At 62.2% G+C, this 22729-nt stretch carries 18 protein-coding genes; 9 read left to right on the top strand and 9 right to left on the bottom strand.

Annotation, left to right across the window (positions count from 1 at the left end; translation table 11 throughout):
* Positions 1-41: 41 nt before the first annotated feature.
* The 4 genes from ACP7B9_RS09710 to ACP7B9_RS09725 form a co-directional block, all read right to left on the bottom strand.
* The gene (locus tag ACP7B9_RS09710) at positions 42-1172 is read right to left on the bottom strand and encodes a 3-deoxy-7-phosphoheptulonate synthase (protein WP_425862853.1); all 1131 of its coding nucleotides are present in this window, start codon (positions 1170-1172) and stop codon (positions 42-44) included.
* A gap of 200 nt (positions 1173-1372) precedes the next feature.
* The gene (locus ACP7B9_RS09715) at positions 1373-2383 is read right to left on the bottom strand and encodes an acetylxylan esterase (RefSeq protein ID WP_425862855.1); all 1011 of its coding nucleotides are present in this window, start codon (positions 2381-2383) and stop codon (positions 1373-1375) included.
* 180 nt (positions 2384-2563) lie between these two features.
* A complete protein-coding gene (locus ACP7B9_RS09720; RefSeq protein WP_425862856.1) occupies positions 2564-3505 on the bottom strand; it encodes a carbohydrate ABC transporter permease in 942 nt (313 codons plus the stop codon).
* Entirely contained in the window at positions 3498-4442 is a 945-nt protein-coding gene (locus tag ACP7B9_RS09725; RefSeq protein WP_425862858.1) for a carbohydrate ABC transporter permease, read from the bottom strand. The genes ACP7B9_RS09720 and ACP7B9_RS09725 overlap by 8 nt, the downstream gene beginning before the upstream one ends.
* Before the next feature lie 364 nt (positions 4443-4806).
* Between ACP7B9_RS09725 and ACP7B9_RS09730 the strand changes: the two genes are divergently transcribed.
* The 8 genes from ACP7B9_RS09730 (at position 4807) to ACP7B9_RS09765 (ending at position 15436) form a co-directional block, all read left to right on the top strand.
* On the top strand, positions 4807-6081 hold the full coding sequence (locus ACP7B9_RS09730; protein WP_425862860.1) for an ABC transporter substrate-binding protein: 1275 nt from the start codon (positions 4807-4809) through the stop codon (positions 6079-6081).
* Positions 6082-6148: 67 nt separating this feature from the next.
* Positions 6149-7288 carry an acetylxylan esterase gene (locus ACP7B9_RS09735; protein WP_425862862.1) on the top strand — a complete coding sequence of 380 codons (1140 nt, stop codon included), beginning with the start codon at positions 6149-6151 and terminating at the stop codon, positions 7286-7288.
* Positions 7285-8037 carry an alpha/beta hydrolase gene (locus tag ACP7B9_RS09740; protein ID WP_425862864.1) on the top strand — a complete coding sequence of 251 codons (753 nt, stop codon included), beginning with the start codon at positions 7285-7287 and terminating at the stop codon, positions 8035-8037. Before ACP7B9_RS09735 ends, ACP7B9_RS09740 begins: the two co-directional genes overlap by 4 nt.
* A 62-nt stretch (positions 8038-8099) precedes the next feature.
* A complete protein-coding gene (locus ACP7B9_RS09745) occupies positions 8100-9407 on the top strand; it encodes an ABC transporter substrate-binding protein (protein ID WP_425862865.1) in 1308 nt (435 codons plus the stop codon).
* A 140-nt stretch (positions 9408-9547) separates the two neighbouring features.
* Positions 9548-10723: an L-talarate/galactarate dehydratase gene (locus ACP7B9_RS09750; RefSeq protein WP_425862867.1), complete on the top strand. Its 1176-nt coding sequence runs from the start codon at positions 9548-9550 to the stop codon at positions 10721-10723.
* Positions 10724-10845: 122 nt separating this feature from the next.
* Positions 10846-12195: an ABC transporter substrate-binding protein gene (locus ACP7B9_RS09755; protein WP_425862869.1), complete on the top strand. Its 1350-nt coding sequence runs from the start codon at positions 10846-10848 to the stop codon at positions 12193-12195.
* 137 nt (positions 12196-12332) lie between these two features.
* Entirely contained in the window at positions 12333-14345 is a 2013-nt protein-coding gene (locus ACP7B9_RS09760) for a DUF6807 family protein (RefSeq protein ID WP_425862871.1), read from the top strand.
* The gene (locus ACP7B9_RS09765) at positions 14342-15436 is read left to right on the top strand and encodes a M24 family metallopeptidase (RefSeq protein WP_425862873.1); all 1095 of its coding nucleotides are present in this window, start codon (positions 14342-14344) and stop codon (positions 15434-15436) included. Before ACP7B9_RS09760 ends, ACP7B9_RS09765 begins: the two co-directional genes overlap by 4 nt.
* A 110-nt stretch (positions 15437-15546) precedes the next feature.
* Here the strand turns inward: ACP7B9_RS09765 and ACP7B9_RS09770 are convergent, their stop codons facing one another.
* Genes ACP7B9_RS09770 through ACP7B9_RS09790 form a run of 5 tightly spaced genes read right to left on the bottom strand, consistent with a single transcriptional unit; the run spans position 15547 to position 21451 of the window.
* Positions 15547-16998, bottom strand: a complete 1452-nt coding sequence (locus ACP7B9_RS09770; RefSeq protein WP_425862875.1) for an aldehyde dehydrogenase (NADP(+)) — start codon at positions 16996-16998, stop codon at positions 15547-15549.
* A 41-nt stretch (positions 16999-17039) separates the two neighbouring features.
* Positions 17040-18122: a mandelate racemase/muconate lactonizing enzyme family protein gene (locus ACP7B9_RS09775; RefSeq protein WP_425863145.1), complete on the bottom strand. Its 1083-nt coding sequence runs from the start codon at positions 18120-18122 to the stop codon at positions 17040-17042.
* Between the two features lie 13 nt (positions 18123-18135).
* Positions 18136-19059, bottom strand: a complete 924-nt coding sequence (locus tag ACP7B9_RS09780; protein WP_425862877.1) for a 5-dehydro-4-deoxyglucarate dehydratase — start codon at positions 19057-19059, stop codon at positions 18136-18138.
* 8 nt (positions 19060-19067) lie between these two features.
* A complete protein-coding gene (locus tag ACP7B9_RS09785) occupies positions 19068-20003 on the bottom strand; it encodes an NAD-dependent epimerase/dehydratase family protein (protein WP_425862879.1) in 936 nt (311 codons plus the stop codon).
* Positions 20000-21451, bottom strand: a complete 1452-nt coding sequence (locus tag ACP7B9_RS09790) for a Gfo/Idh/MocA family protein (protein WP_425862880.1) — start codon at positions 21449-21451, stop codon at positions 20000-20002. The genes ACP7B9_RS09785 and ACP7B9_RS09790 overlap by 4 nt, the downstream gene beginning before the upstream one ends.
* Before the next feature lie 216 nt (positions 21452-21667).
* Between ACP7B9_RS09790 and ACP7B9_RS09795 the strand changes: the two genes are divergently transcribed.
* Entirely contained in the window at positions 21668-22702 is a 1035-nt protein-coding gene (locus ACP7B9_RS09795) for a LacI family DNA-binding transcriptional regulator (protein ID WP_425862882.1), read from the top strand.
* Positions 22703-22729 lie beyond the last annotated feature (27 nt).

Raw genomic sequence — 22729 nt, forward strand, 5'->3', positions numbered from 1 at the left:
ATCGACTCCTAGAGGAGCCGTGCGGGTCGCTAGCGGATGCCTCAGGCGGTACGTCGGGCCCGTGAACTGCGGGCAAGGTTCGCCAGCACCTCTGCCGTGACGTCCCAGTCCATGCAGGCATCGGTGACGCTCTGGCCGTATGTCAGTTGGGCCGCACCGGCGGCAACTTTCTCCACGTTCAGGCTCTGCGCGCCACCCACAAGGAAGCTCTCCAACATGACTCCGGCAATGGTGTGTGCGGAGTCATCGCCGGCTTCCAGCTGGGCACCAATTTCCAGGGCCACCTCTGCCTGGCGGTGGTGACTCTTGCCCGAATTTGCGTGGCTTGCGTCGACGATCAGGCGCGGATTGACGCCGGCCGCAGCAGCTTTGGCCGATGCATCCGCGACGTCGGCGGCCTTGTAGTTGGGCCCCTTGCGTCCGCCACGAAGGATGACGTGCGTGTCCTGATTGCCCGAGGTGGTTACCAGTGAGGCGCGGCCGTCACCGTCGATCCCGAGGAATGACTGCTCGGCGCTGGCGGCATTGCAGGCATCCAGTGAGACCTGAAGATCGCCGTCGGTGCCGTTTTTGAAGCCCACCGGCATGGACAGTCCGGACGTCAGCTGGCGGTGGATCTGGCTTTCGGTGGTCCGGGCGCCGATTGCACCCCAAGAGATCAGATCGGCCGTGTATTGGGGGCTGATCGGTTCAAGGAATTCGGTGCCTGTGGGCATCCCCAAACGGGCAACCTCCAGCAGGAATTCCCTCGCCATTTCCAAACCCTTGGCAACATCGTGGCTTCCATCCAAATCCGGATCGTTGATCAGACCCTTCCAGCCCACAGTGGTGCGGGGCTTTTCGAAGTACGCACGCATGACGATCAGCAGGTCTTCCTCATGCTCCTTGGCCGTCTCGGCCAGGCGACGGGCGTATTCCAGACCGGCCTTGGTGTCATGGATAGAGCAGGGGCCCACCACCACCAAAAGCCTGTCATCAAGGCCATCCATGACGGCCCGAATCTGGTCCCGGCCGCGTTCGACGACGTTGCTTGTGTTCGCGTCCAACGGCAGCTTTGCCGCTAGCTGTGCAGGGGACGGCAATTCGGTGAATCGGCTGACGCGCAGGTTGGCCGTGGTGTGGGTGGCTGCTGCTGTATCCGTGGTGGGCTGCGGGGCTGCGGTGACGCTCATGGGGATGATTCCTTTGACGGGGGCTGGAAGCGAGCCCGCATCGGAGCCCGCCGGAAATGGCGAAGGACAGAGAATAAGATTCTCTGTCCTGTTGGCTCTGAAGGAAGGTTGGATGCGTGTCAGTTAGACGCGGGCCCCTCCAGAGCCAACGAAAAATACGCATACCAACGGTTTGTCATGTCCACACCATACGCCCGAAATTATTCGGCCAGCAAATCGGCCACGTAATGGAGCTGTCGAAGACGATGGTGTTCCTGCCCGCCTTCGTGGTTATTGAAGCGGTAGTACTCCATTTCCTTGGCAGGCTGTTGGGCCGCCGCGGCGCCGTAATTATTGAAGGAGGCGTAGACGGTGGAGGGCGGGCAAACATCATCCATGCCAGCACACGAGTACAAAGCCGGGACAACGCAGCGCGCGGCGAAGTGGACGCCGTCGTAATAGTTCAGCACCTCCAGGACACCTTTGTGGGACGTGCGGTGGCGGTTCAGGAAGGCCGCAATTTCCGGGTACGGCCCACGGGCGGCAACGTCGATGGAGCGGGGGAAGTCCTGTAGGAACGGGACATCGGGCATGACGGAAATGACGCCGTCGAGCCTTCCAGCGGTGAGGCCTGCGGCGGCAATGGCCAAGCCACCACCCTGACTAATCCCGGTGATGATGACCTTTGCGGCATCCACTTCCGGGTGACTTTGGACGGCCTCGATGGCGCGGAAGGCATCCACGTAGACGCGGCGGTAGTAGTAGCTGTCGCGGGCGCCGACGCCACGGGTCATGAACCCCGGATAAGCCACATCGCCAGCGGATGGGTGCGGATCGGCGGTCTCCCCCAGCAGCCCGCCGTAGCCCTGTCCGCGGGTATCCATAATGAAATGCGCGTAGCCAGCCTGCGCCCAAGCGGTGTCCTGCTGGATCAGGCCCCGCCCGCCCGAATAGCCAATGTACTGCACCACAACCGGGAGCTTTTCGCCCGCCGCTCGGTTCGCGGGGAGGTGCAACCAGCCCTTGATCGGGGCGCCGTCGAACCCTGCAAAGGAGACGTCAAAGCTGTCGATGACAGTGAGCAGGTTTTCCATCGGCGTGAAACTTGCGGCCAAGGGAAACGCGCGCGCCTCGTCGATGGTTTCATCCCAATAGCGCTCAAAGTCAGCAGGCGCAGTGACGCTCGAGGCGTAGACGCGGAGTTGGTCCACTGGCATATCAAAGAGCGGCATGGCTCGGAATCCGTTTCAGTCGCGGTCCGGTATCTACTCCGAACAGGTTCACTGGACATCCTACGTCCTGCGGGGCGCGGTTTCGCTGAATTGTTAAAGAGAATGACAGTACTTTCTCCGCCTAAAGATGGTTGAGCACCCACCTGCATGTGGAGAAAGTACTGTCATGCGAAATATTTGCTACTTGATGCCGGTGGTGGCGATGCCCTTGATGAGGAATCGCTGGCCAAACAAGAAGACCATGAATACCGGCAGGAGGGACACGATCGACATGGCGAACAAGGAGCCCCAGCTCGTGCCGGCCTGGGAGTCAACGAAGGCCCGCAGGGCGACTGGAACGGTGAACATATCCGGATCCGTCAGGTAAATCAGTGCGCCGAAGAAGTCATTCCACGTCCAGATGAACGTGAAGATCGTGGTGGTGGCCAGGGCCGGAACCATCAGCGGCAGGATCACCCGCAGGAAGATCCGGGGGTGGCCGGCGCCGTCGATCCGGGCAGCCTCGTCAAGATCCTTGGGAATGCCACGGATGAACTGCACCATCAAGAACACAAAGAATGCGTCGGTGGCCAGCAGTTTAGGCACAATCAAGGGCCAGAAGGTGTTGACCCAACCTATCTGTGAGAACAAGACATACTGGGGCACAATCACCACATGGAACGGCAGCATGATCGTGAGCAGCATGATGCCGAAGAACAATTTGCTTGCGGTAAATTTCAGCCGCGCAAATGCGTAGGCAGCCATGGAGCAGGAGATCAGGTTGCCAAGGATGGAACCAATCACCACGATCGCCGAGTTGAGCATGTAGTGGCCGAACGGGTGCGTCAATGCCGACCAGCCGTTCGTGTAGTTGCTCATATCCAGCCCGTCCAGCCACAGCCCAGGATCCTTGAAAATTAGTTCATTCGGACGTACCGAGGAAACCACCATCCACAGCAGCGGATAGATCATGACGGCTCCGCACACAATGAGGATCAGGTGCTTCACCATGGCCTTGGTGCGGGCCCGGCGGCTAAAGGACAAGGATCCATGGGACTCGCGAGCCTTCTTTTTCCTGCTCTGGGGCGGTTTCGGCGCCGCGGGGACGGCCGGAGCTTCAGAGACAGTTTGCAGATTAGTCATCGTAGAACACCCAATACTTAGACGCGACGAAGTTGATAGCAGTAAAGGCGCCGATGATGATCAGCAAAACCCATGCCATGGCGGATGCGTAACCCATGTCGAACTGCCCAAATCCCTTTTGGTAAAGGTACAAGGTGAAGAACATGGTCGAATCGGACGGGCCGCCACTGCCGCCGGAAACAATGAATGCCTGCGTGAAGGACTGAAAAGCGCCAATGATCTGCAGGACCAGGTTGAAGAAGAAGATGGGACTCAGCAGCGGGATAGTGATCTTGACAAATTTTTGCCACGCCGTGGCGCCGTCCACTTCAGCCGCCTCGTAATACATGGCGGGGATCTGTCGCAGGCCGGCCAGGAAGATGATCATGGGGGCACCGAACGTCCAAACATGCAGGAGGATGATGGACCCCAGTGCTGTATTGGGATCGGAAATCCATCCGGGTCCCTCGATGCCAACCATGGCCAGGAGCTGGTTGACCAGTCCTGTTGTGCCGAAGATCTGCTTCCACAAGATGGCGATTGCCACGGAACCACCCAAGAGGGACGGCAGGTAAAACACCGAGCGGTAAAACGGCAATCCGCGAATTCCCTTATCGAGAACGAGCGCAATCAACAGCGCCACGGCCAGCTGGATGGGGACACCCACCAGAACGTACGTAAAGGTGACGCCAAGCGAATTATGCAGGCGCGTATCCCGGAGCATGCGGGCAAAGTTATCCAGCCCGATCCAGTTGGGCGCCTGCAGCAGGTTGTAGTCAGTGAATGACAGGTACAACGAAGCCATCATGGGCCCGATGGTAATGAAAACCAGCCCAATGAGCCACGGCAAGAGGAAGATGTAGGCGGCTTTATTATCGCGCCGGTCATCCCTCTTCTCGGCTGCGGTCTTGGGGCCGGTACGGCGCTTGATCTTGGAGAGTTCACCCAGCGCACTCATGCCCGGACCTCCGTTTGCGCTATCCAGGCCTCGATCATGCGTGCGATGCAGCCACCATCACGTTGGTTATGAACCAGCATGCGAACCTCCTTTGGTTTCATGTCGGGGAAAATTAACAGTTGTCTAATACGTTCAATACGTGCGTGCTTGACGGCCGATGACCGGCCAGATGGAGTCCCTAGCAACGAGATCCACGCCACAAATTCCAAGTGGCTTAATCCAAAGTAAACGTTTTCTTGACGCCTGTACAGTCCATTTGATAAATTTCGAGAAAGCGTTTTCTGTGACGGGACCCACAAGGGTGCCAGGGCCGCGAAACGCCACAACGATAGGTTGGACAATGACGTTTCAGCTCAGGAAATCCATGGCGCTCGGCACAAGCGCACTCCTCGCAGCATCCCTGCTATTAACTGGCTGCGGGGCCTCCGGCTCCACGGAAAAGGTCGGAACCGCAGATGATCCGGTGACCATTCGATTCGCATGGTGGGGGAATGAATCCCGCGCCAAAACGACTTTTGATGTCATCAAGGCCTTTGAGGCAGAGAACCCCGGGATCAAGGTCAAGGGCGAAAACACCGAGTTCAGCGCCTACTGGGACAAGATGGCCACCCAGGTTGCCGGCGGCGACACCCCGGACGTATTAGCCATGAGCGGCTCCTACCCCAGCGAGTATTCCAGCCGAGGCGTCCTCTTGGACCTGGCGAAGGTCAAGGACCAGATTGACACCTCCAAGTTTGCCCCGGGCACCGTGGAACTTGGCCAGATCGAGGGCAAGCAGTACACCATTACAGCTGGCGTAAATTCGATGTCCATGGTGGTTGACCCGGCAGTTTTCAAGGCGGCCGGCGTTGAACTACCCGATGACGAATCCTGGACTTGGGAGGACTACCAGGAGCTGTCCGCCAAGATCACCCAGAACTCCCCCAAGGGCACCTTCGGCACCACACCCATGTCCAACGATTCATTCCTCGCCGTCTGGGCACGTCAAGGCGGAGAGCCTCTGTACGCCGATGACGGCACAAAGGTTGGCATCAGTGAAGCCCGCGTCGCAGACTGGCTGCAAATGAACCTGGATCTGCAAAAGTCCGCCGGATCACCCTCCGCGTCCCAGGTGGTCGAGGACGGATCGGCACAGCCGGAGCAGACACTTATTGGCCAAGGCAAGCAAGGCATGAAGATCTCCTGGAGCAACCAGATGAACTCCTATTCAGGCAATGAACTTCTCATGATGAAGATGCCGGGCGAGACCCCCACCGGCGGCGCGTGGCTACGTTCGTCCATGGAGTACGGCATCTCAGCCAAGTCTGAGAACACAGCGGCCGCCGCAAAGTTCGTCAGTTATCTGGTTAATAGTGAGGCGGCCGGAAAGCTGATCAAGAGTGACCGCGGCATGCCGGCCAACCTTGACGTCCGCACCACCGTCATCCCGCTGCTGAAGGACAATCAGAAAAAGGAAGCCGCTTACCTTGACCGCATTGCCGAGCTGAAGCTGACCCCGCCACTGCCGTTCCCGGCCGGGTCCTCGGCTACCTTGGAGATCTTGAACCGCAATATGACCGACGTTCTTTTTGAAAAGACAACTCCGGCCGATGCCGCCAAGAAGTTCATCGAAGAAGTCAATCTCAACCTGGACAAGTAGAAACTACACCCGCTTGCCGGGTGCCCGATCACTCTCGGGCGTCCGGCTACTTCATCGAAAGGCCACCGTGGATCCCTCCGCCCGGCCCAGCGCCATCCCCGGTTACGACGATTGGCCCGGTTATGTCCGCAGCAGGGGCCCCGCCGTGCTTCCGCCTCGCTCTCAACGGCTGGCGGATACCTTGGGCGTTCCCTCTCCTCCTGCCGCCGTCGAGGTGGCAACGCTTTGGGAGGAAAGGCACGACGGCGTCACCACCACAGCGCTCAGCTGGCAGCTGGGTTTTGGGCCCGAAACCCGCGCCTGGCTGGTCCGGCCGGCGGGCGCCGTCGAGCTTCTCCCGGGCGTCCTGGCCCTCCATTGCCATGGTGGCAACAAATACACCGGCGCCAGCCGGCTGATCGAATTCCCTGACGGCCGCAGTGAGCCCGGGGTGGAAACCGACCCCGCCCGGCACGATCTTTATGACGGCAGGTCGGCGGCAACAGAACTGGCTAGGGAAGGCTTCGCCGTCCTTGCCCATGACACGTTTTCATGGGGTAGCCGCCGATTCACCCTCGACGTGCCGCCATGGCGGACGGCCGATGCCTTGGCCGGGCGGCAGGCCCAGTGGCGCGAAGCTGACCACGTTCCCGGCCCGGCGGAGGCGTACAACGCCGCGGCCGCATTTCACGAAGATACGGTTGCCAAGGCCGCCGGGCTGATGGGGACAAGCCTTGCCGGAATGGTGGCTCACGACGATCTGGCTGCCCTAGGCGTTTTGGCGTCACTGCCCGGCGTCGACCCTTCACGGCTGGGCTGCTTCGGGTTCTCCGGCGGGGGCGGGCGGGCGCTGGTGTTAGCTGCGCTCTCACCGGCGATTCGCAGCTACGCGGTAACGGCAATGATGACAACCTTCGCCTCGCTCTTTCCCGCGTATTTGGATGCACACTCCTGGCTCCTGCAAACGCCCGGTCTGGGACGGCTCGGTGAATGGCCGGAGCTCACGGCCTTCGCCGCCGCGGAACAATTCTTGGTGCAGTACGCATCCCAAGATCCACTGTTCCCGCCGCAGGGCATGCGGGATGCCAACAGACTGTTGGATAATCTCCACGCCTCTGGCGGCTACATCGGCACGTTTTGGGCTGGTGGGCACCAGTTCTCGACTGCAATGCAACGAGAAGTTTTTGACTTCCTGCGCACTACGCTCGGAAGTGGAGTCAGATCATGACCCGACGTCCCCGGCTGGAAACATTCTGCCCCGAAGAACTGGTTGGCCGGCCGGTCTTTCTGGTCCTTCCCGGCGGCGGCTATCACCGGCAGGCCGATCATGAGGGCGCGCCTGTAGCTCGCTGGCTCAATTCCTTGGGGCTAAACGCCGTGGTGCTGTTCTACGCCGTCGCCCCTGAATACCCCGGCAAGGCGCTTCATCCCGCACCGTTGAACGACGCGCAAGAAACGCTGCGGTGGTTACGGTCAGGCGAATCCGGGCTCGCCATCGATGTGACACGCATTGGCGTCCTGGGCTTTTCTGCCGGAGGACATCTTGCGGCAACACTCAGCACCGGTGCCGGCGGAGCAACGAATGCCGATAGGCCGGACCTTGCCATTTTGGCCTACCCCGTCATCTCCCTCGTTTCGCACTGCCATCAAGGTTCCGTGGATGCGCTCCTTGGCCCGGATGCCGCCTGGGAGCTGCGGCGCGCGCTGTCCGCTGAGTTAGCGCTCGATGCCGCTACTCCCCCGACCTTCCTGTGGCACACGGCGGACGACGGCGCCGTGCCGGTCGCGAATTCACTGGACTACGCGGCGGCGCTGGCCCGCCACGATGTTTCCTTCGAGCTGCACATTTTCCCTCAGGGACGCCACGGCTTGGGCCTGGCTGTCGACGACGGGGAAGCTGGCCGGCATCCCGCAGCCGAATGGACCAACCGCTGCGAGGCATGGTTGACCGGCCAGGGTTGGCTCGCCGCCCACTAGTTCGGCTTTTTCATACTCAAGCTCGTCACGTCATCAAAACCATTCAACTGAAAGCAGGCACAATGCGCTCCACGATCAACAGGCGCCAGTTCGGACAGCTCCTCCTCGGCACCGCCGCCGTAGGATTGCTGGCCACCGGCTGCGGCAAGGCTAGCGAACAAGCCGCAGATGGAAGCGTCACCCTAGGCTTTGCCTGGTGGGGCAATGAGTTCCTCAACGCCCAAACTAACGAGGCGACGGCAGCGTTTACCAAAGCAAACCCCAGCATCAAGATCGATCCCCGGCCGGGCGATTGGGCCAGCTACTGGGATAAGTTGGCCACTGTTACAGCAGGCAAGGACTCCCCTGACATCATCCAGATGGACCAAAAGTACATTGCCGAATATGGCGGCCGAGGAGCGCTGGCGGACCTGTCGACGCTCGGGGTCGACGTCTCGGGGATTGACAAGGGCGCCTTGGCCACCGGCGAGTATTCCGGTAAGCAATACGGCTTCAGCACAGGGCAAAACGCGTTGGTTGTCATGGCCAACACGGCCGTTTTCAAGGAGGCCGGGGTTGAACTTCCCGACGATCTCACCTGGACCTGGGATGACTACGCAAAACTGGCCGCTAGAATCACCGACGCTGGCAAGGGCAAACTTTACGGAGCGTCCTATGGCAACAATGAGTCAAGCCTGATCATCTGGCTGGGCCAACACGGCGAACAGCTGTACACAGATGATGGCCAGCTCGGTTTCAAAACTGAGACAGCGGCGAAATTTTGGGAGCAGCTCAAGCTGCAGCGGGACCAAAAAGCCAGCCCTCCGGCCAGCATCAACAGCGAAGACGCCTCGGCAAGCCTTGAGAGCAGCCTCTTTGGCACCAACCGTCTCGCCATGGGCTGGAGCTGGACCAACCAGCTTGCCTCCTTGGAAAGTGCAACCGGCAGTGAAATCAAGATGTTGCGCGCCCCCAGCTTGACAGGGGTGGCCAAGGAAAATGGCATGTACTACAAGCCCACCATGTATTGGGCCGTTTCCTCGCAGTCCAAGCACCCCAAGGAAGCCGCAACCTTTATTGACTACCTACTCAATAGTGTGGACGCCGGGAAGATTCTCCTGACCGATCGTGGCATTCCAACCAATAGCACCGTCCTCACGGCCATCACGCCCAGCCTCAAGCCTGCGGATGCGATCGTCGCGAAGTTTCTCGCAGACATCAAGGCAGACATCACCGTGGCGCCACCCATCCCGCCTGTCGGAGCGAGCGGTATGCAGGACGCCATCGTCCGCCATACGGCGGATGTGCTCTTCGACAAGTCTTCCCCTGAGCAAGCGGCGAACGCTTTTGTCGCCGAGGCTCAGGGAATGCTCGACTCGGCCCGAAAGTAGCCGGTTCTCCCGCCAGAGCGTTCGGGAGCGCTGGAGGGCACTGGAGCGAATCGACACCCCTCTGACCAGCCTTGTTAGTTGCATCACAATACTCTAGGATAAATCGAGAAAACGTTTTCTCACTACTTGAAGGGACCGTAATGCCTTTGACCGCAGCACCCTTAAAAGCAACCCGGGACGTGAAGTTGGGCAGCCGGATCGAATGGCTCAAGCTGTCCTCCGTGGCATTGCCGCTGGCCGTACCCGTCAGTGACGCCAAGGTCTTCACCGGCCGCCAAAAGCCCATGACCGAGGTCATTTTTCTCTTCACCGAGATCCGCACGGCCGACGGCTTCGAAGGGATTGGCTTTAGTTATTCAAAGCGGGCTGGCGGTCCCGGCCAGTTTGCCCACGCAAAGGAGATTGCCGGGGAACTCCTTGGCGAGGACGCCAATGACATCGCCCGCTTGTGGACCAAGCTGGCATGGGCTGGCGCCTCTGTTGGCCGCTCCGGCTTGGCCACCCAGGCCATTGCCTCCATGGACATCGCACTGTGGGACCTGAAAGCGAAGCGAGCCAGCCTCCCCCTGGCCAAACTTCTGGGAGCACACCGTGATTCGGTCCGCTGCTACAACACCTCCGGAGGATTCCTGCACACCCCTCTGGAGCAGGTGCTGGACAACGCGGATGCAACAGTTACCAACGGCATCGGCGGAATCAAGATCAAGGTGGGGCATCCCGATTCCGCTGTTGACCTGGCCCGGGTGGCCGCGGTCCACGAACGGCTTGGCGGCTCCGTTCCGCTCATGGTTGATGCGAACCAGCAGTGGGACCGGGCCACGGCCCAACGCATGGGCAGGATTCTGGAGGAATACAACCTTGCCTGGATCGAGGAACCCCTCGACGCTTACGACGCGGAGGGCCATGCAGCACTTGCCGCATCTTTGGACACCCCCATCGCTACAGGTGAAATGCTGGCCAGTGTTGCTGAACATTGGGAGTTGATCCGCCACAAGGCGGCGGACATCATTCAGCCCGACGCCCCTCGGATCGGTGGCATCACCCAGTTCCTGAAACTGGCAGCACTTGCCGATCACAATGGGCTCGATCTGGCCCCGCACTTCGCCATGGAGATTCATCTGCATCTGGCGGCCGCCTACCCCCGGGAACCGTGGGTGGAGCATTTTGACTGGCTGGAGCCGCTGTTCAACGAACGGCTGGAAACCAAGGACGGCCGCATGCTCATACCTGACCGTCCGGGATTGGGCGTCACCCTCACAGACCAAGCGCGTGCCTGGACCGTGGCGACTGCTGAATTCGGCATTCGCCACAACTAACACCCACAGGCACCATCCGTAGGCACCACGCTCCACAGAGTGCCGCAAGCTCGACAAGTTCACCACGCTCAGCAACTAGGCCTCACCCCGAAAGAATCATTCAACGAAGATTGGATTTCTCAGTGTCAAACTCGCCAAAGAACCCAGCAGTATCCGCCCTGGAAGCACCCCTTTCCCGCAGGGGATTCCACCGGCTGCTGGGCGGAGCAGCAGTGGCAACCACCGTGTCCCTGGCTCTCGCTGCATGCGGGTCAAGCGCTCCCGCCACGAATGCAGCCGGCCAGGTTGACATTCGTTTCAGCTGGTGGGGATCGGACACGCGAGTCAAGGTGACCACCGCCGCCATCGCTGCGTTCGAGAAGGAAAATCCCGGGATCAAGGTCAAGGCCGAATACGGCGACTGGAGCGGTTACTGGGACAAGTTGGCCACACAGACTGCCGGCAACGATGCCCCTGACGTCCTACAGATGGATGAAAAGTACATTTCGGAATACTCGTCCCGTGGCGCCCTGCTGGACCTCTCCAAGCAGACAGTAAACACCACCGACCTCGTGGCCGACGTCCTCAAAGCTGGCGAGAGCTCTGACGGGCTGACGGGCATCCCTGCCGGCATCAACGCCGCCACGATCGTTGCCAACCCCAAGGTCTTCAAGGACGCCGGAGTTGAGCTGCCGGATGATAAGACGTGGACTTGGGAAGACTACAAACGAATCTCCGCGGAAGTCACGGCGAAGTCCAAGGACGGCGCCTTTGGCTCCACAGCCTACAGCGGTGACCAGGCATCGCTATGCGTCTGGTTGCGGCAACGAGACAAGGAGTTTTACACCCCGGAAGGCGGCCTTGGATTTGCGCCGGAGGACATGGACGGCTGGCTGGCGTTCCTCCTGGAGCTCGGCGAGGCCAAGGCAATCCCGCCGGCATCCCAGGTGATTGAGGAGCAGGCTTCACCCCTGGACCAAAGTTCGACGGCAACAGGCAAGGCCGCCATGTCGTTCTGGTGGTCAAACCAGCTGCCGGCCCTTGAAAGCGCCGCCGGCACCGAGCTGGTCCTGCTGCACTACCCCACCCTGACCGGCAATGTGGCTGACGCCAAGCTTTGGTACAAGGCATCCCAGTTCTGGTCAGCTTCCTCGAGAAGCAAAAATTCCGAAGCGGCCGCGAAACTCATTGATTTCCTCGCCAACAGCACAGCGGCAGGTGAGGCCCTACTGGGTGACCGCGGTGTACCCGTCAGCACGGTGGTCAGGGCAGCGGTGGCTGACAAGATGAAGCCTGCCGATGTGCGGGTCATCGAATTTATCGACGGCATCAAGGATCAGCTGGGCCCTGTGCCGCCGGGCGTCCCCCAGGGCGGAGGCGCCATGGAAGACATCATCAAGCGGTATGCCTCCGAGGTCATGTTCAAACGCCAGACACCTGCTGAGGCCGCAGGGAAAGCTGTCGAGGAAATGACCGCAGCCATCGCCATCTGACCCTCCATTGTTCGGCGGCCGGCCCGTAGGCCGTCCGCCGAACAGATCAAAAAACACTGAAATGACGCTTGGAAAGCGCTTGCCGAGTACTGTAGAGGCAATACCCGCGATGACGCTCGGACAGATTGGACTCCTCCATGGAACGCACGGAACAGCTCCCTGCAGCGACAGCCCCGCTCTCTTCCCCAACACCCCTCCCCCGCATTGCCTTGGTGGGCGTCCATGGCTTCGGCGCGCACCACTTGGTCAACCTTGAGCGTTTGGCGCAGGTAGGGGCCTTGCAGCTGGTGGCCGTAGCCGATCCCAACCCGCCGGAGCCAGGTCAGCTGTCCGAGGACGTACGTATCTTCAACAACTTGGAGACACTACTCGCCGCCGGCATCGCCCCAGATGTGGTCATCATCGCCACACCCATTCAGACCCATTCAGCTCTCGGCCTGGCAGCCTTGGCCGCCGGTGCCGATGTCTACCTGGAGAAACCCACGGCCGCCTCCATGGCGCAATTCCAAGAACTGCGCACAGCCGCCGAGGCCGCGGGCCGGGCCGTTCAAATCGGTTTCCAGTCTCTGGGTTCCCTTGCACTGCCCGCCCTAGCCGAGAAGATTTCCGACGGTACCCTCGGCACCATTCGCGGCTACTCGGCGACCGGCACGTGGTTGCGGGACAAGGGCTATTACCAGCGTTCCCGCTGGGCAGGAAAGCGGACCATTGACGGCGTGGACGTGGTGGACGGCGTCACCACCAATCCTCTGGCGCACTCCATCGCCACGGCCCTTCGGATCGCCGGGATCCTTTCGGCAGACGCCATCGAGACCGTGGAAACGGACCTCTACCGCGCCCACGACATCGAAGGTGACGACACCTCCGCCGTGCGGATCACACCCAAGGTGGGCCCCGCCGTCGTCAGCGCACTCACGGTGTGCGCCCCGGAACAGACGGAACCGTTTGTCACCGTCCACGGAACGTTGGGGACTGCAGTTTTTCACTACACGCAGGACATCCTGGAACTGACCGTCGGCGGCATCACCACGAAGCAGATCTTTGGCCGCACGGACCTGCTGGAGAACCTGCTGGCGCATCGCAAGGACGGAACACCGCTGCTGAGCTCGCTGGAAAACAGTGGCGCCTTCATGAGCGTGCTGGAAGCCGTGCGCATCGCCGAGGACCCGCACCGCATCGCTGCCGAGCACATTGAGTGGCTCGGCGAGGGCCTGGCTGCACACCCCGTTATCAAGGACATTTCCGCATGGATTCAAAGGGCGACGGCGGCGCAAGCCACCTTCAGTGAAATTGGCGCGCCCTGGGCGCGGCCCGCCCAAGCGACGGACTCCATCACGCTTTCCGACAAGGTAGTGGCTCGTGAAATCAGCGGAGAAAAGCTCGCCGCGACACTGTCGCCGCGCCCCTACCTGCACCCCGTCACCACGCTGAACGGCACGCTGGTCACCGACGCCATGCCGCTGGACCACGTATGGCATCTGGGCGCAGGCGTTGCGCTGCAGGATGTCAACGGCGTGAATTTCTGGGGCGGTCGGACATATCGCCGTGAAGATGCCGGCTATGTGTGGCGCCCGGACCACGGCCGGATCGTTCGGACCTCGTCCGTGGACCTCGAGGGGTCCCGCGTGGAACAACTGAGCTGGAACGGCCCCGACGGTGCGGCGATCCTCCATGAAACTCGCACCTGGAGCTGGCGCGAAGCCGCCCATGGAGCATGGCAGCTGACACTTTCCTTCACACTGACACCAGCCGGCACCAGCAGTGTGAGCCTAGGCAGTCCTGGCTCGAATGGTCGCGCGGCCGGCGGATATGGCGGCTTCTTTTGGCGGCTGCCCGCCGTTGAAAATGCTGATGTCCGTACCTCCTCGGCCAGCGGAGAAGATGCAGTCCACGGCAGCCGGGCCCCGTGGCTGGCATGGTCCGGCGACTTCTGCGGCAAACCCGCCACCCTCGTCTTCACAGCACCGCCGGAAGCAGACGACCCATGGTTCGTCAGGGTCGAGGGCTACCCGGGGGTAGGTTCCGCGCTTGCCTGGGACACCTCCGTCGACCTTCAACCCGGCGAGTCCCTGACCCGCACCGTCACCGTCACCATCGCCGACGGGATTGCCACAGACCAGCACATCGAAGAATGGACAGCCGCCACATGACAACAACAGCTCTCACCGCTCATCTTGCCGGCGAAAAGGCCGCCGACCGCGCCTCCAAACGCACCCGCGTCCTTGAGATACTTTCTTCCGCGGGCCGGGATTCGATACTGCTCACGAGCCATACGGCGCTCAGTTGGTATCTTGACGGCAGCCGGGTCGGCATTAGTTTGGCCGGTGACCCCGTCCTCGCCGTTCTCGTGACAGCCGACGGCGATCACCTCGTCACCTACAACAATGAGGCCGAACGCTTGCTGGCCGAGGAAATTCCTGCTGGCGTGACGGTGCACGAGATCCCGTGGCATGCTTCGTTGACGGATGTTCCAGCCTGGTTTGGGCCCAGAATCTCGCCCGCCGCAGAAAGCGAATTGGCTGCAGAATTGCGGCTTGCCCGCCGGTCCCTGCTCCCTGGCGAGCTGGGCCGATACGAACTCCTGTGCCGGGAATCGGCGGAAATTCTGACGGATGTTTTGGCCGAGTCCACCCCGCTCACGACGGAAAGGCAGCTCGCGGCGGCGCTGGCGGGTCGGGTCGTCTCCGCCGGGGCAGATGCCCTGGTGCTGCTGGCTAACGGGGCCTCCCGCGCAAGCTTTCGGCACCCGCTTCCCACGGATGCGGTGCTCGGCCGCCGGGCCATGGCCGTGGTGTGCGCCCGCCGCGACGGCATGATCGCCAACGTGACTCGCTGGGTGAGGTTCGACGGCGGCACCCCCGCCGAGCTGGATGCCGAGTCCCGCATTGCCAATGTTGAGGCGGACATTTTCGACGCCACCACCCCCGGGGCCAGCATTGCGGGGGTCCTCTCGGAGATCCGCACCGCCTATGCGAGACACGGGTTCGGGGCTGAGCAGTGGCAGCTGCACCACCAGGGCGGCCCTGCAGGCTACGCCGGGCGTGATCCGCGTGCCACCGATGCCGTGACCGACACTGTTGCGCTCAACCAGCCGTTCACCTGGAACCCGTCGGGACCGGGCGTAAAAATTGAGGACACCGTGCTCTTGGGAGCCGCCGGAATCAGGCCGCTGAGCGTTGATCCACGCTGGCCCGCAACGGCCGTCAACGGCATCCTTCGGCCGGTCACGCTGCAGCTCTAGGCGCTCGTCCAAGGCGCACCGACCGAGCGAAGAAGGCACGAAACAGTGAAGGGGAACGGGCACTTGTCGTGGCCGTTCCCCTTCGCTGTCTGGTTTACCCGCTGTTGTGGTTAGCCCAGTGTCAGCACACCGTCCACACGGCGCGGGATGCCCAGCGGGTTATCCTCACGCAGGGCGGCGGGCAACACCGCTGCCGGGGCGTCCTGGTAGGCGATGGGGCGCTGGAAGCGGCGGACCGCCGTCGCACCTACCGAGGTGAACAATGACGTGGTGGCCGGGTAGGGGCCACCATGCTGCTGGGCCCAGTTCACGGCCACGCCTGTGGGCCAACCGCCAAAGAGCACCCGCCCGGCCAAGCCGGTCAGCTGGTTCACGAGTGCGGCAATGTCCTCGCCGTCCTCCGCATGGACTGTGGCCGTCAGACTCCCCGGTACCAACGCCAGGGCGGCAGCCAGTTCCGCCTCATCGCGGTACTCGATCAGCAGGGTCGTGGGGCCAAAGCACTCCTCCAGCAGCTCCTTCGGGCGGGCAATGACGCTGGCCGCCGTCGTGGAAAATACGACGGCGCCAGCCCCATCCGCTTCGGCGTTCTGCTCAGTTGAGCCACTTATGACGGCCACCCCAGGCTGTGCTGCGAGGGACGCCAGTCCGGCCGGATAGGCCGCGGCAATGCGGTCTGTGAGCATAGGAGCAGCAGACTTGCCAACACATTCGGCGGCCACGGCCTCACCGAAGGTGGTGCCTGCCGGAATAAAGACCAGGCCGGGCTTGGTGCAAAACTGCCCGGCACCCATCGTGAATGAGGCGGCGAGGCTAGCGGCCAGCGCCCCACCACGCGCGGCAAGGGCCGCCGCCGTGATGACCACGGGATTCAGGCTGCCCAGCTCGCCGTAGAACGGTATGGGTTCGGGGCGGGACACGGCGAGATCAAACAAGGCCCGGCCCCCGGGGATAGATCCCGTGAAGCCCACAGCCTTGATAAACGGGTCCTGTACCAGCGCCGTCCCGGCTTCGCGACCGGCCACCAGGGCGAAGATTCCCTCCGGCGCACCGGCGCCGCGCAGCGCCTCGGTGACAATCTCCGCTGTCCGCTTGGACAATTCCAGATGCCCCGAGTGAGCCTTGACAATCACGGGGCAGCCAACGGCCAACGCGGAGGCCGTGTCGCCGCCGGCTACCGAGAAGGCAAAGGGGAAGTTCGACGCCGAGAACACGGCCACCGGGCCCACGGGATGAAGAATTCGGCGAAGGTCCGGTGACGGCGGGGTGGAGCCCGGGTTGGCGTGGTCTATGACCGCCTCCAGGTAGGAGCCCTCCGTGATGACCCGGGCGAACAGCCGCAGTTGGCCTGAGGTTCGGGCCACCTCGCCGGTCAGCCGGACGGTGCCCAGCCGGGATTCGGAATCGGCAATCGCCACCAACTCGGTCACGTTGGCGTCGAGCGCATCGGCGATCGCCACCAGCCAGGACGCCCGCTCGGCGTCGCTGGCTGCCGCGGCAGCTCCGGCTGCTGCGTGGGCGGCTGCCGTCAGGTCTTGAAGGTCTTGCGTTGCGGTCTGCACGAGAATTTTCCTCTTACTTTGGAAGTGACAGCTAGGAAGGACTAGCGGGTGGGGATGCCTGCGGCAAACTGCAGGCCCAGACCGGGGCGCCCGGTGCCGAAGAGCCTGCTGTTGCGGATGGAGATCGGTGAGGGTCCGCGAAGAATTCCGAGTTGCTCAAAGGAAGCGTCCTCAACATCCTCCACGGCGACGGCGTTGGCCAGCGTCAGGGCAAGCTGTCCGGACAGTTCCGGAAGCAGGTGCGGAGCCACCGCGATGCTGTTGGTGCGCGCAAGTTCTACGATCCGCCGGAACGGGGTAATTCCACCCACTCGAACAATGTTGGGCTGGATGATATCCACGGCCTCCGCGTCAATGAAGTCCCGGAAACGTTGGATGGTGTGGACGTTCTCGCCGAGTGCAATGGGAACGGGTGAGTGCTTGCGCAGTCGCTTGTAAGCCCAGAGATCGTCGGCGCGGATGGGTTCCTCCAGCCAATGGAGGTTGAACTGCTCCAGCCTGGAGAGCGCCCGGATGGTGGTGGGTAGATCCCAGCGCTGGTTGGCATCAATCATCAGCGCCCGGTCCGGGCCGATCACGCCGCGGACGGCGGCAAGACGCTCCACATCCTCGGCGATGTCCGGCTTTCCCACCTTGATCTTGACGGCGGAGTGGCCGGCGGCCACCCATCGTTCGGCCTGCGCCACGAGATCCTCGAGCGAGTAATGCAGGTTCACGCCGGAACCGTAAACCTCCACTGATTCACGGCGTTGACCCAGCAGCCCCGGCACGGAGGTGTTGGCATTACGTGCCGCCAGATCCCACAATGCTAGGTCCAATCCGGCCATGGCGATCGTGGTCAGCCCGCCGCCGCCGGCCTCGTGCAGACGTAGCCACAGGGCATCCCACAGCGGCTCCGGATCGGCGGGCAGCCCAACTGCAAAGCTTGCAATGTCGTGATCCAGCAAGGCTTTGACGGCCTGGGGGCCAATTGTCGGTGTCCAAGAGAACCCGTGGCCGGTGCCGCCGTCGTCCGTTTCCACGGTGGTGGCAATGATGTGATTCTCCGGCGCTTCCACACCCCAGCTGCGGCGCAGGGGCACCGTCAGCAGGCGGGTGTGGAGGGCTGTGATCTTCGAACTCATGGGACGGTCAGCCTCAGGCGTTGGCCAGCGCATGGCTGGCAGCCAGCTCATGACCCTTGGCGAGGATAGCGGCCAGGCGGGCTTCCTGATCCGCGGTGGGATCCACCAGCGGAGGGCGAACCGAGCCAACGGCCAACCCGGCTTGGCGCAGCCCGGCCTTGATGAGGGAGACGCCGAATCCGGGAGTCTCGTCGCGCAGGCGGACCAGCGGGGCGTAGAAGCCGGCGATCAACTCTTGGCGGCGTTCTTCATTGCCGTCGATGTAGGCGCGGTAGTAGGCCGTAGCGATCTCCGGAGCCATGGCGAATGCCGCGGAGGAATACAGCGGCATACCGAGTCCGCGGTAGGCGCCCTGGGTGAGTTCCGCTGTCAACAGGCCGTTGAAGAACAGGAAGTCTTCGCGGCCCGTGGCGCGGACGGCGGAAACTATCTCCTGCGCCAGGCCAACATCGCCAATCCCGTCCTTGAAACCGATGACCTTCGGGTTTGCGGCGAGCCGCACCATGGCGGCCGCCGTGAACTTCGCGTTGCCTCGGTGGTAGACGATCACAGGGAGCTTGGAGGCGCCCGCAATTGCCTCAATGTAAGCAACCAGACCGTCAATGGGGGCGCCGACCAAGTACGGCGGCAGGACCAGCAACGCATCGGCACCGGCAGCTTCCGCCGCACGGGCGGTGTCGAGGGCATGCCCCAACGGACCACCGGCGCCGGCGATCACCGGGACAGCTCCGTCCACAACCTCGACGGCGGCCCGCACCACAGTAGCGATCTCACTCAGACTGAGCGCATGGAATTCTCCCGTGCCGCAGGCCGGAAATACGCCGCCCGGGCTAAACGGCAAACGGGAGGCGATGTGCTCCTTGAGGAGGGCAACATCAACGTCGCCATCCTCGGTGAACGGGGTGACGGGGAAGAAAAGTACGCCTTCGAATTTCAATGGTGCTCCTAGTGTGAGGCTGCGGAGGCCAGGTCCGCGCGGTTGGTATCGATCAGTTCCGTACGCCAGCTTCGCTGCGGCGTCCAGCCCAAAATCTCGTGTGCCTTGGCGATGGAAAATGCCGGGCTGGTGCCGGTCAAACCGGCCGCCAACGCTTCGCTCCCGGGGAGGAACATGGGCATGAGCTTGTCCAAGGATTCGACGGCGAGCGCATCCGCGGCTCCGACAAAGAACGTTTGGGCGTTCTCAATCTCAGGCATTTTGTCCAGCAGAACAGCCAGGAAATCGGCTACATCACGGGCATCCACATAGTTAAAGAGGGCAGGTGCCGAAAGTGCCGGGTCCGCCAGTCGTTCGGCCAGGGTGTGCCCCTGCTGAGTTGGGGCGCCTTCCCATTCCTCTGGTGAGATCACGTAGCAGGGCCGAAACGCTGCGTAGCGCGTGGTGTCCCCGTGGGCCGTGGCGAACATGCGCATGACTTGTTCGGCCACCAGCTTGGAGAGCGCGTAGGCGTTCCAGGGCTTCGGCGTCGTTTTTTCATCAAGCGGGAAGCTTTCCGGCAGCCAGCCTGTCGGGTTGCCGTAGCCAAGGACAGTGGGGCTGGAGGCGGTCACGATTTTTCCAACGCCATTGCTCGTGGCGGCGTTGAATACGTTGTACGCCAGCATGGTGTTGGTTTTCAGGATCACCTCTTCCGGGGCACTAAACGGGACGGCGATCGCGGCAAGGTGGATGACGGCGTCGGGCGAGTGCCGGGCCATGGCCCGGTTGACTGCCTCAGCATCCAGCAGATCCACCGACTCCTGCGTGACGCCAGCCGTGACAACGTTCTCCGGCAAGATATCCCGGTCCAGGGAGGCAACGGTGTGACCTGCGGCGGCAAAGCCGGCCACCACACTGCGGCCAAGCCGTCCCGAACCTCCGGTGATGAGTACGCGTGTCATGAGCGGGCCTTTTCGGCGGACGTGGCCGGTGTGGACTTGGAAAGGTCTGCTCCAAGGCCAAGGTCGGCAATGCGAATGGCCGCCCCGGTGACCAGCGATTCATTGCCGGCAATGCCCACAGCCACAGATCGCAGGCCGTCCAGGTATCCGGACGGGCGCCCCAGCGGATCTTCCCCCGGGCCATTGAAGAGATCCGCCAGAAGCAAGGAGTCTCCACCTCCGTGACCGCCCTCGCCGTTGACAATGGGCACCTCGTAGGCTGACCCCCAGTGGCGTTGCACCACCAGACGTTCGCCGTTGCGGCGCACGGCGTCGTCCTCCTCGATGGGTGTGGCGCTGGGGTCAACCACATTCTTCTTGTCGTTGCTGTCGTGAACGGCCGCCCTTTCCACCACCTCAAGCTCCGCCCGGCCCTCGGTGCCATTGATGCTGACCCGGTAGCCTTCCCACGGGCTGTGGGCGTTCAGGGAGTAGCTCATGGTGGGACCGCCGTCGTAGTCCACCGTCAAGGCCAGGTTGTCCTCGATGGTGATGCCTTCGGAGAACACGTCCTGATCGCGGATGTAACCGTCAAACTTCTCATTGTCCAAATAGAGCGCAGCCAGCTTCGGGTCCTCGCGCAGGTCCAACGCGAATGGGTCATGAGGAGCGCCATCAACCGTGCCGCGGGCTGGCCGCTCGCCCAGCCCGCGGGTGGCGGCATTGTCCGCACCGTAGAAGCGCAGGCCACCGGAAGCGTAGACACGGGCAGGGACGTCGTCAATCCACCAATTAACCAGATCGAAGTGGTGCGAGGCCTTGTGGATGAGCAGACCACCGGAGTTCTTCTTCTCGCGGTGCCAGCGGCGGAAGTAGTCGGCCCCGTGGACGGTATCAAGCACCCAGCTGAAGTCCACACTGGTGACCTTGCCAAGGACCCCGCTCTGGATGATTCCCTTCAGGGCACTGTTGCGCGGTGAGTAACGGTAATTGAACGTGACAACCACGTTGCGTCCGGTCTCGGCGATGGCTGCCGTGATGCGACGGCAACCATCAACGTCGATCGTGAGCGGCTTTTCAACCACAACATCGGCACCCGCGCGCAGCGACTCAACAATGTAGTCAGCGTGTGTGAAGTCGGGGGTGGTGATAATGACGCGGTCAATGGCGTTGGCCTTGACATAGGCTGTCAGCTCGGCCGGATCAAATGCCTCCGGGACCGTTTGGGCCGCATGGCCGTCCGAGGACGTCCGTTGTTCCGCTAGCCCGGCGGCAAGGGCCGTGTAATAGGCCGTGCGCCCGGCGTTCACATCCCCGATAGCCACGAGTTCAGCGGTGTCAGAGTGCGGGCCCATGATCGCTTGCACGTACATCTCGGCTCGGGAACCGGCCCCTACCAGCGCTATGCGGGCTTTCTTCGTTGATGACACTTCTGCGGTCCTCTCGACGGACGCCACTACGGTACTCATGAGCTTGGATGACCTTTCACAACGTTGTATGGAATCCTGCCCGCCCCACCTGACTGGTGTTTCACCTGGGAGTGGTTGAGCCTGATGAAGTAGATTGTGAGAAAGCGTTTTCTCAAACCGTTATATGCTTTCTATCAAGAGTCCGGGCATCCCGTCAAGGCCAAGCATCGAGCCGATGCAGTTGATGCCGCCACCTCCAAGCCGTAAGGAACCACCATGGCCAAACGCGCAGGCCCCACCCGCATAGGCATTTCCGATGTTGCCGCCAAGGCAGGAGTCTCACTGGCGACGGTCTCCCGGGTCATGAACGGCAACTTCAGTGTGGATCCCCAAATTGCCGCCAGGGTGCGTGCTGTCGCAACTGAACTGAAATATCAGCCCAACCCCATGGGGCGAAATTTGGCCCGCGGAAAGACGGAAACCATTGGGGTGGTTGTTCCAGATCTGGGCAACCCGACCTTTCAGACGGTCCTGCGCGGCGTGAGCCGAGCCGCGGCACAGGACGGCTACCGCGTGCTCATTGCAGACTCCTCGGAGGTCTCCAGCGAAGAGGCCATTCTGGCCGGAGAAGCTCGACGGCGCTGCGACGGCGTGGTGCTGTGCGCCCCACGTATGAGTGCCGCGGAGCTTGAAGAGCTCGCACCGAGCCTGCAACCCATGGTCCTGGTCAACCGCACAACGGACGCGCATGAAAGCCCCAGCGTCATGGTCGATTACGGCAGGGGCATTCAAGACCTGGCAGCCCATTTGGCGGATCTTGGGCACACGAAAATTGCTTACGTGGCCGGCCCGGCTAGGAGCGCGTCCAACGCCCTTCGATTGGCCGGCCTGAAGGAATTCAACCGGACCCACCCGCAGGTTGAGGTCACGTACCTAGAGAATGGTTCCACGTTTGAGGACGGCTACGACTCCGCCACTGACGTGATTGCCAGCGGAGCCACAGGAATCCTCGCCTTCAACGACCTGACAGCCATGGGATTGCTGAGCAGCCTCAATGAACGCGGCGTCAAGGTCCCCGAGGAAATCTCCGTCACGGGATTCGATGACATTCCCTTTGCCCGCTACACCACACCACCGCTGACCACCGCTGCGGTCCCCATCATGGAGGTGGGTGAACACGCGTGGGCGCAGATGCGGGACCTGCTGTTTGGCAATGCCATTACGGACCCGGTGCAGGTTTTTGAACCGCATGTGGTGGTGCGCGGCAGCACGGGTGCACCACCCCTCGCCACGGCGACGGGTGGCGCCTGAACGCAGCGGAGCCGGGCTGGCACGCTG

The organism is Arthrobacter sp. TWP1-1 (assembly GCF_049897845.1).
Classification (GTDB): Bacteria; Actinomycetota; Actinomycetes; order Actinomycetales; family Micrococcaceae; genus Specibacter.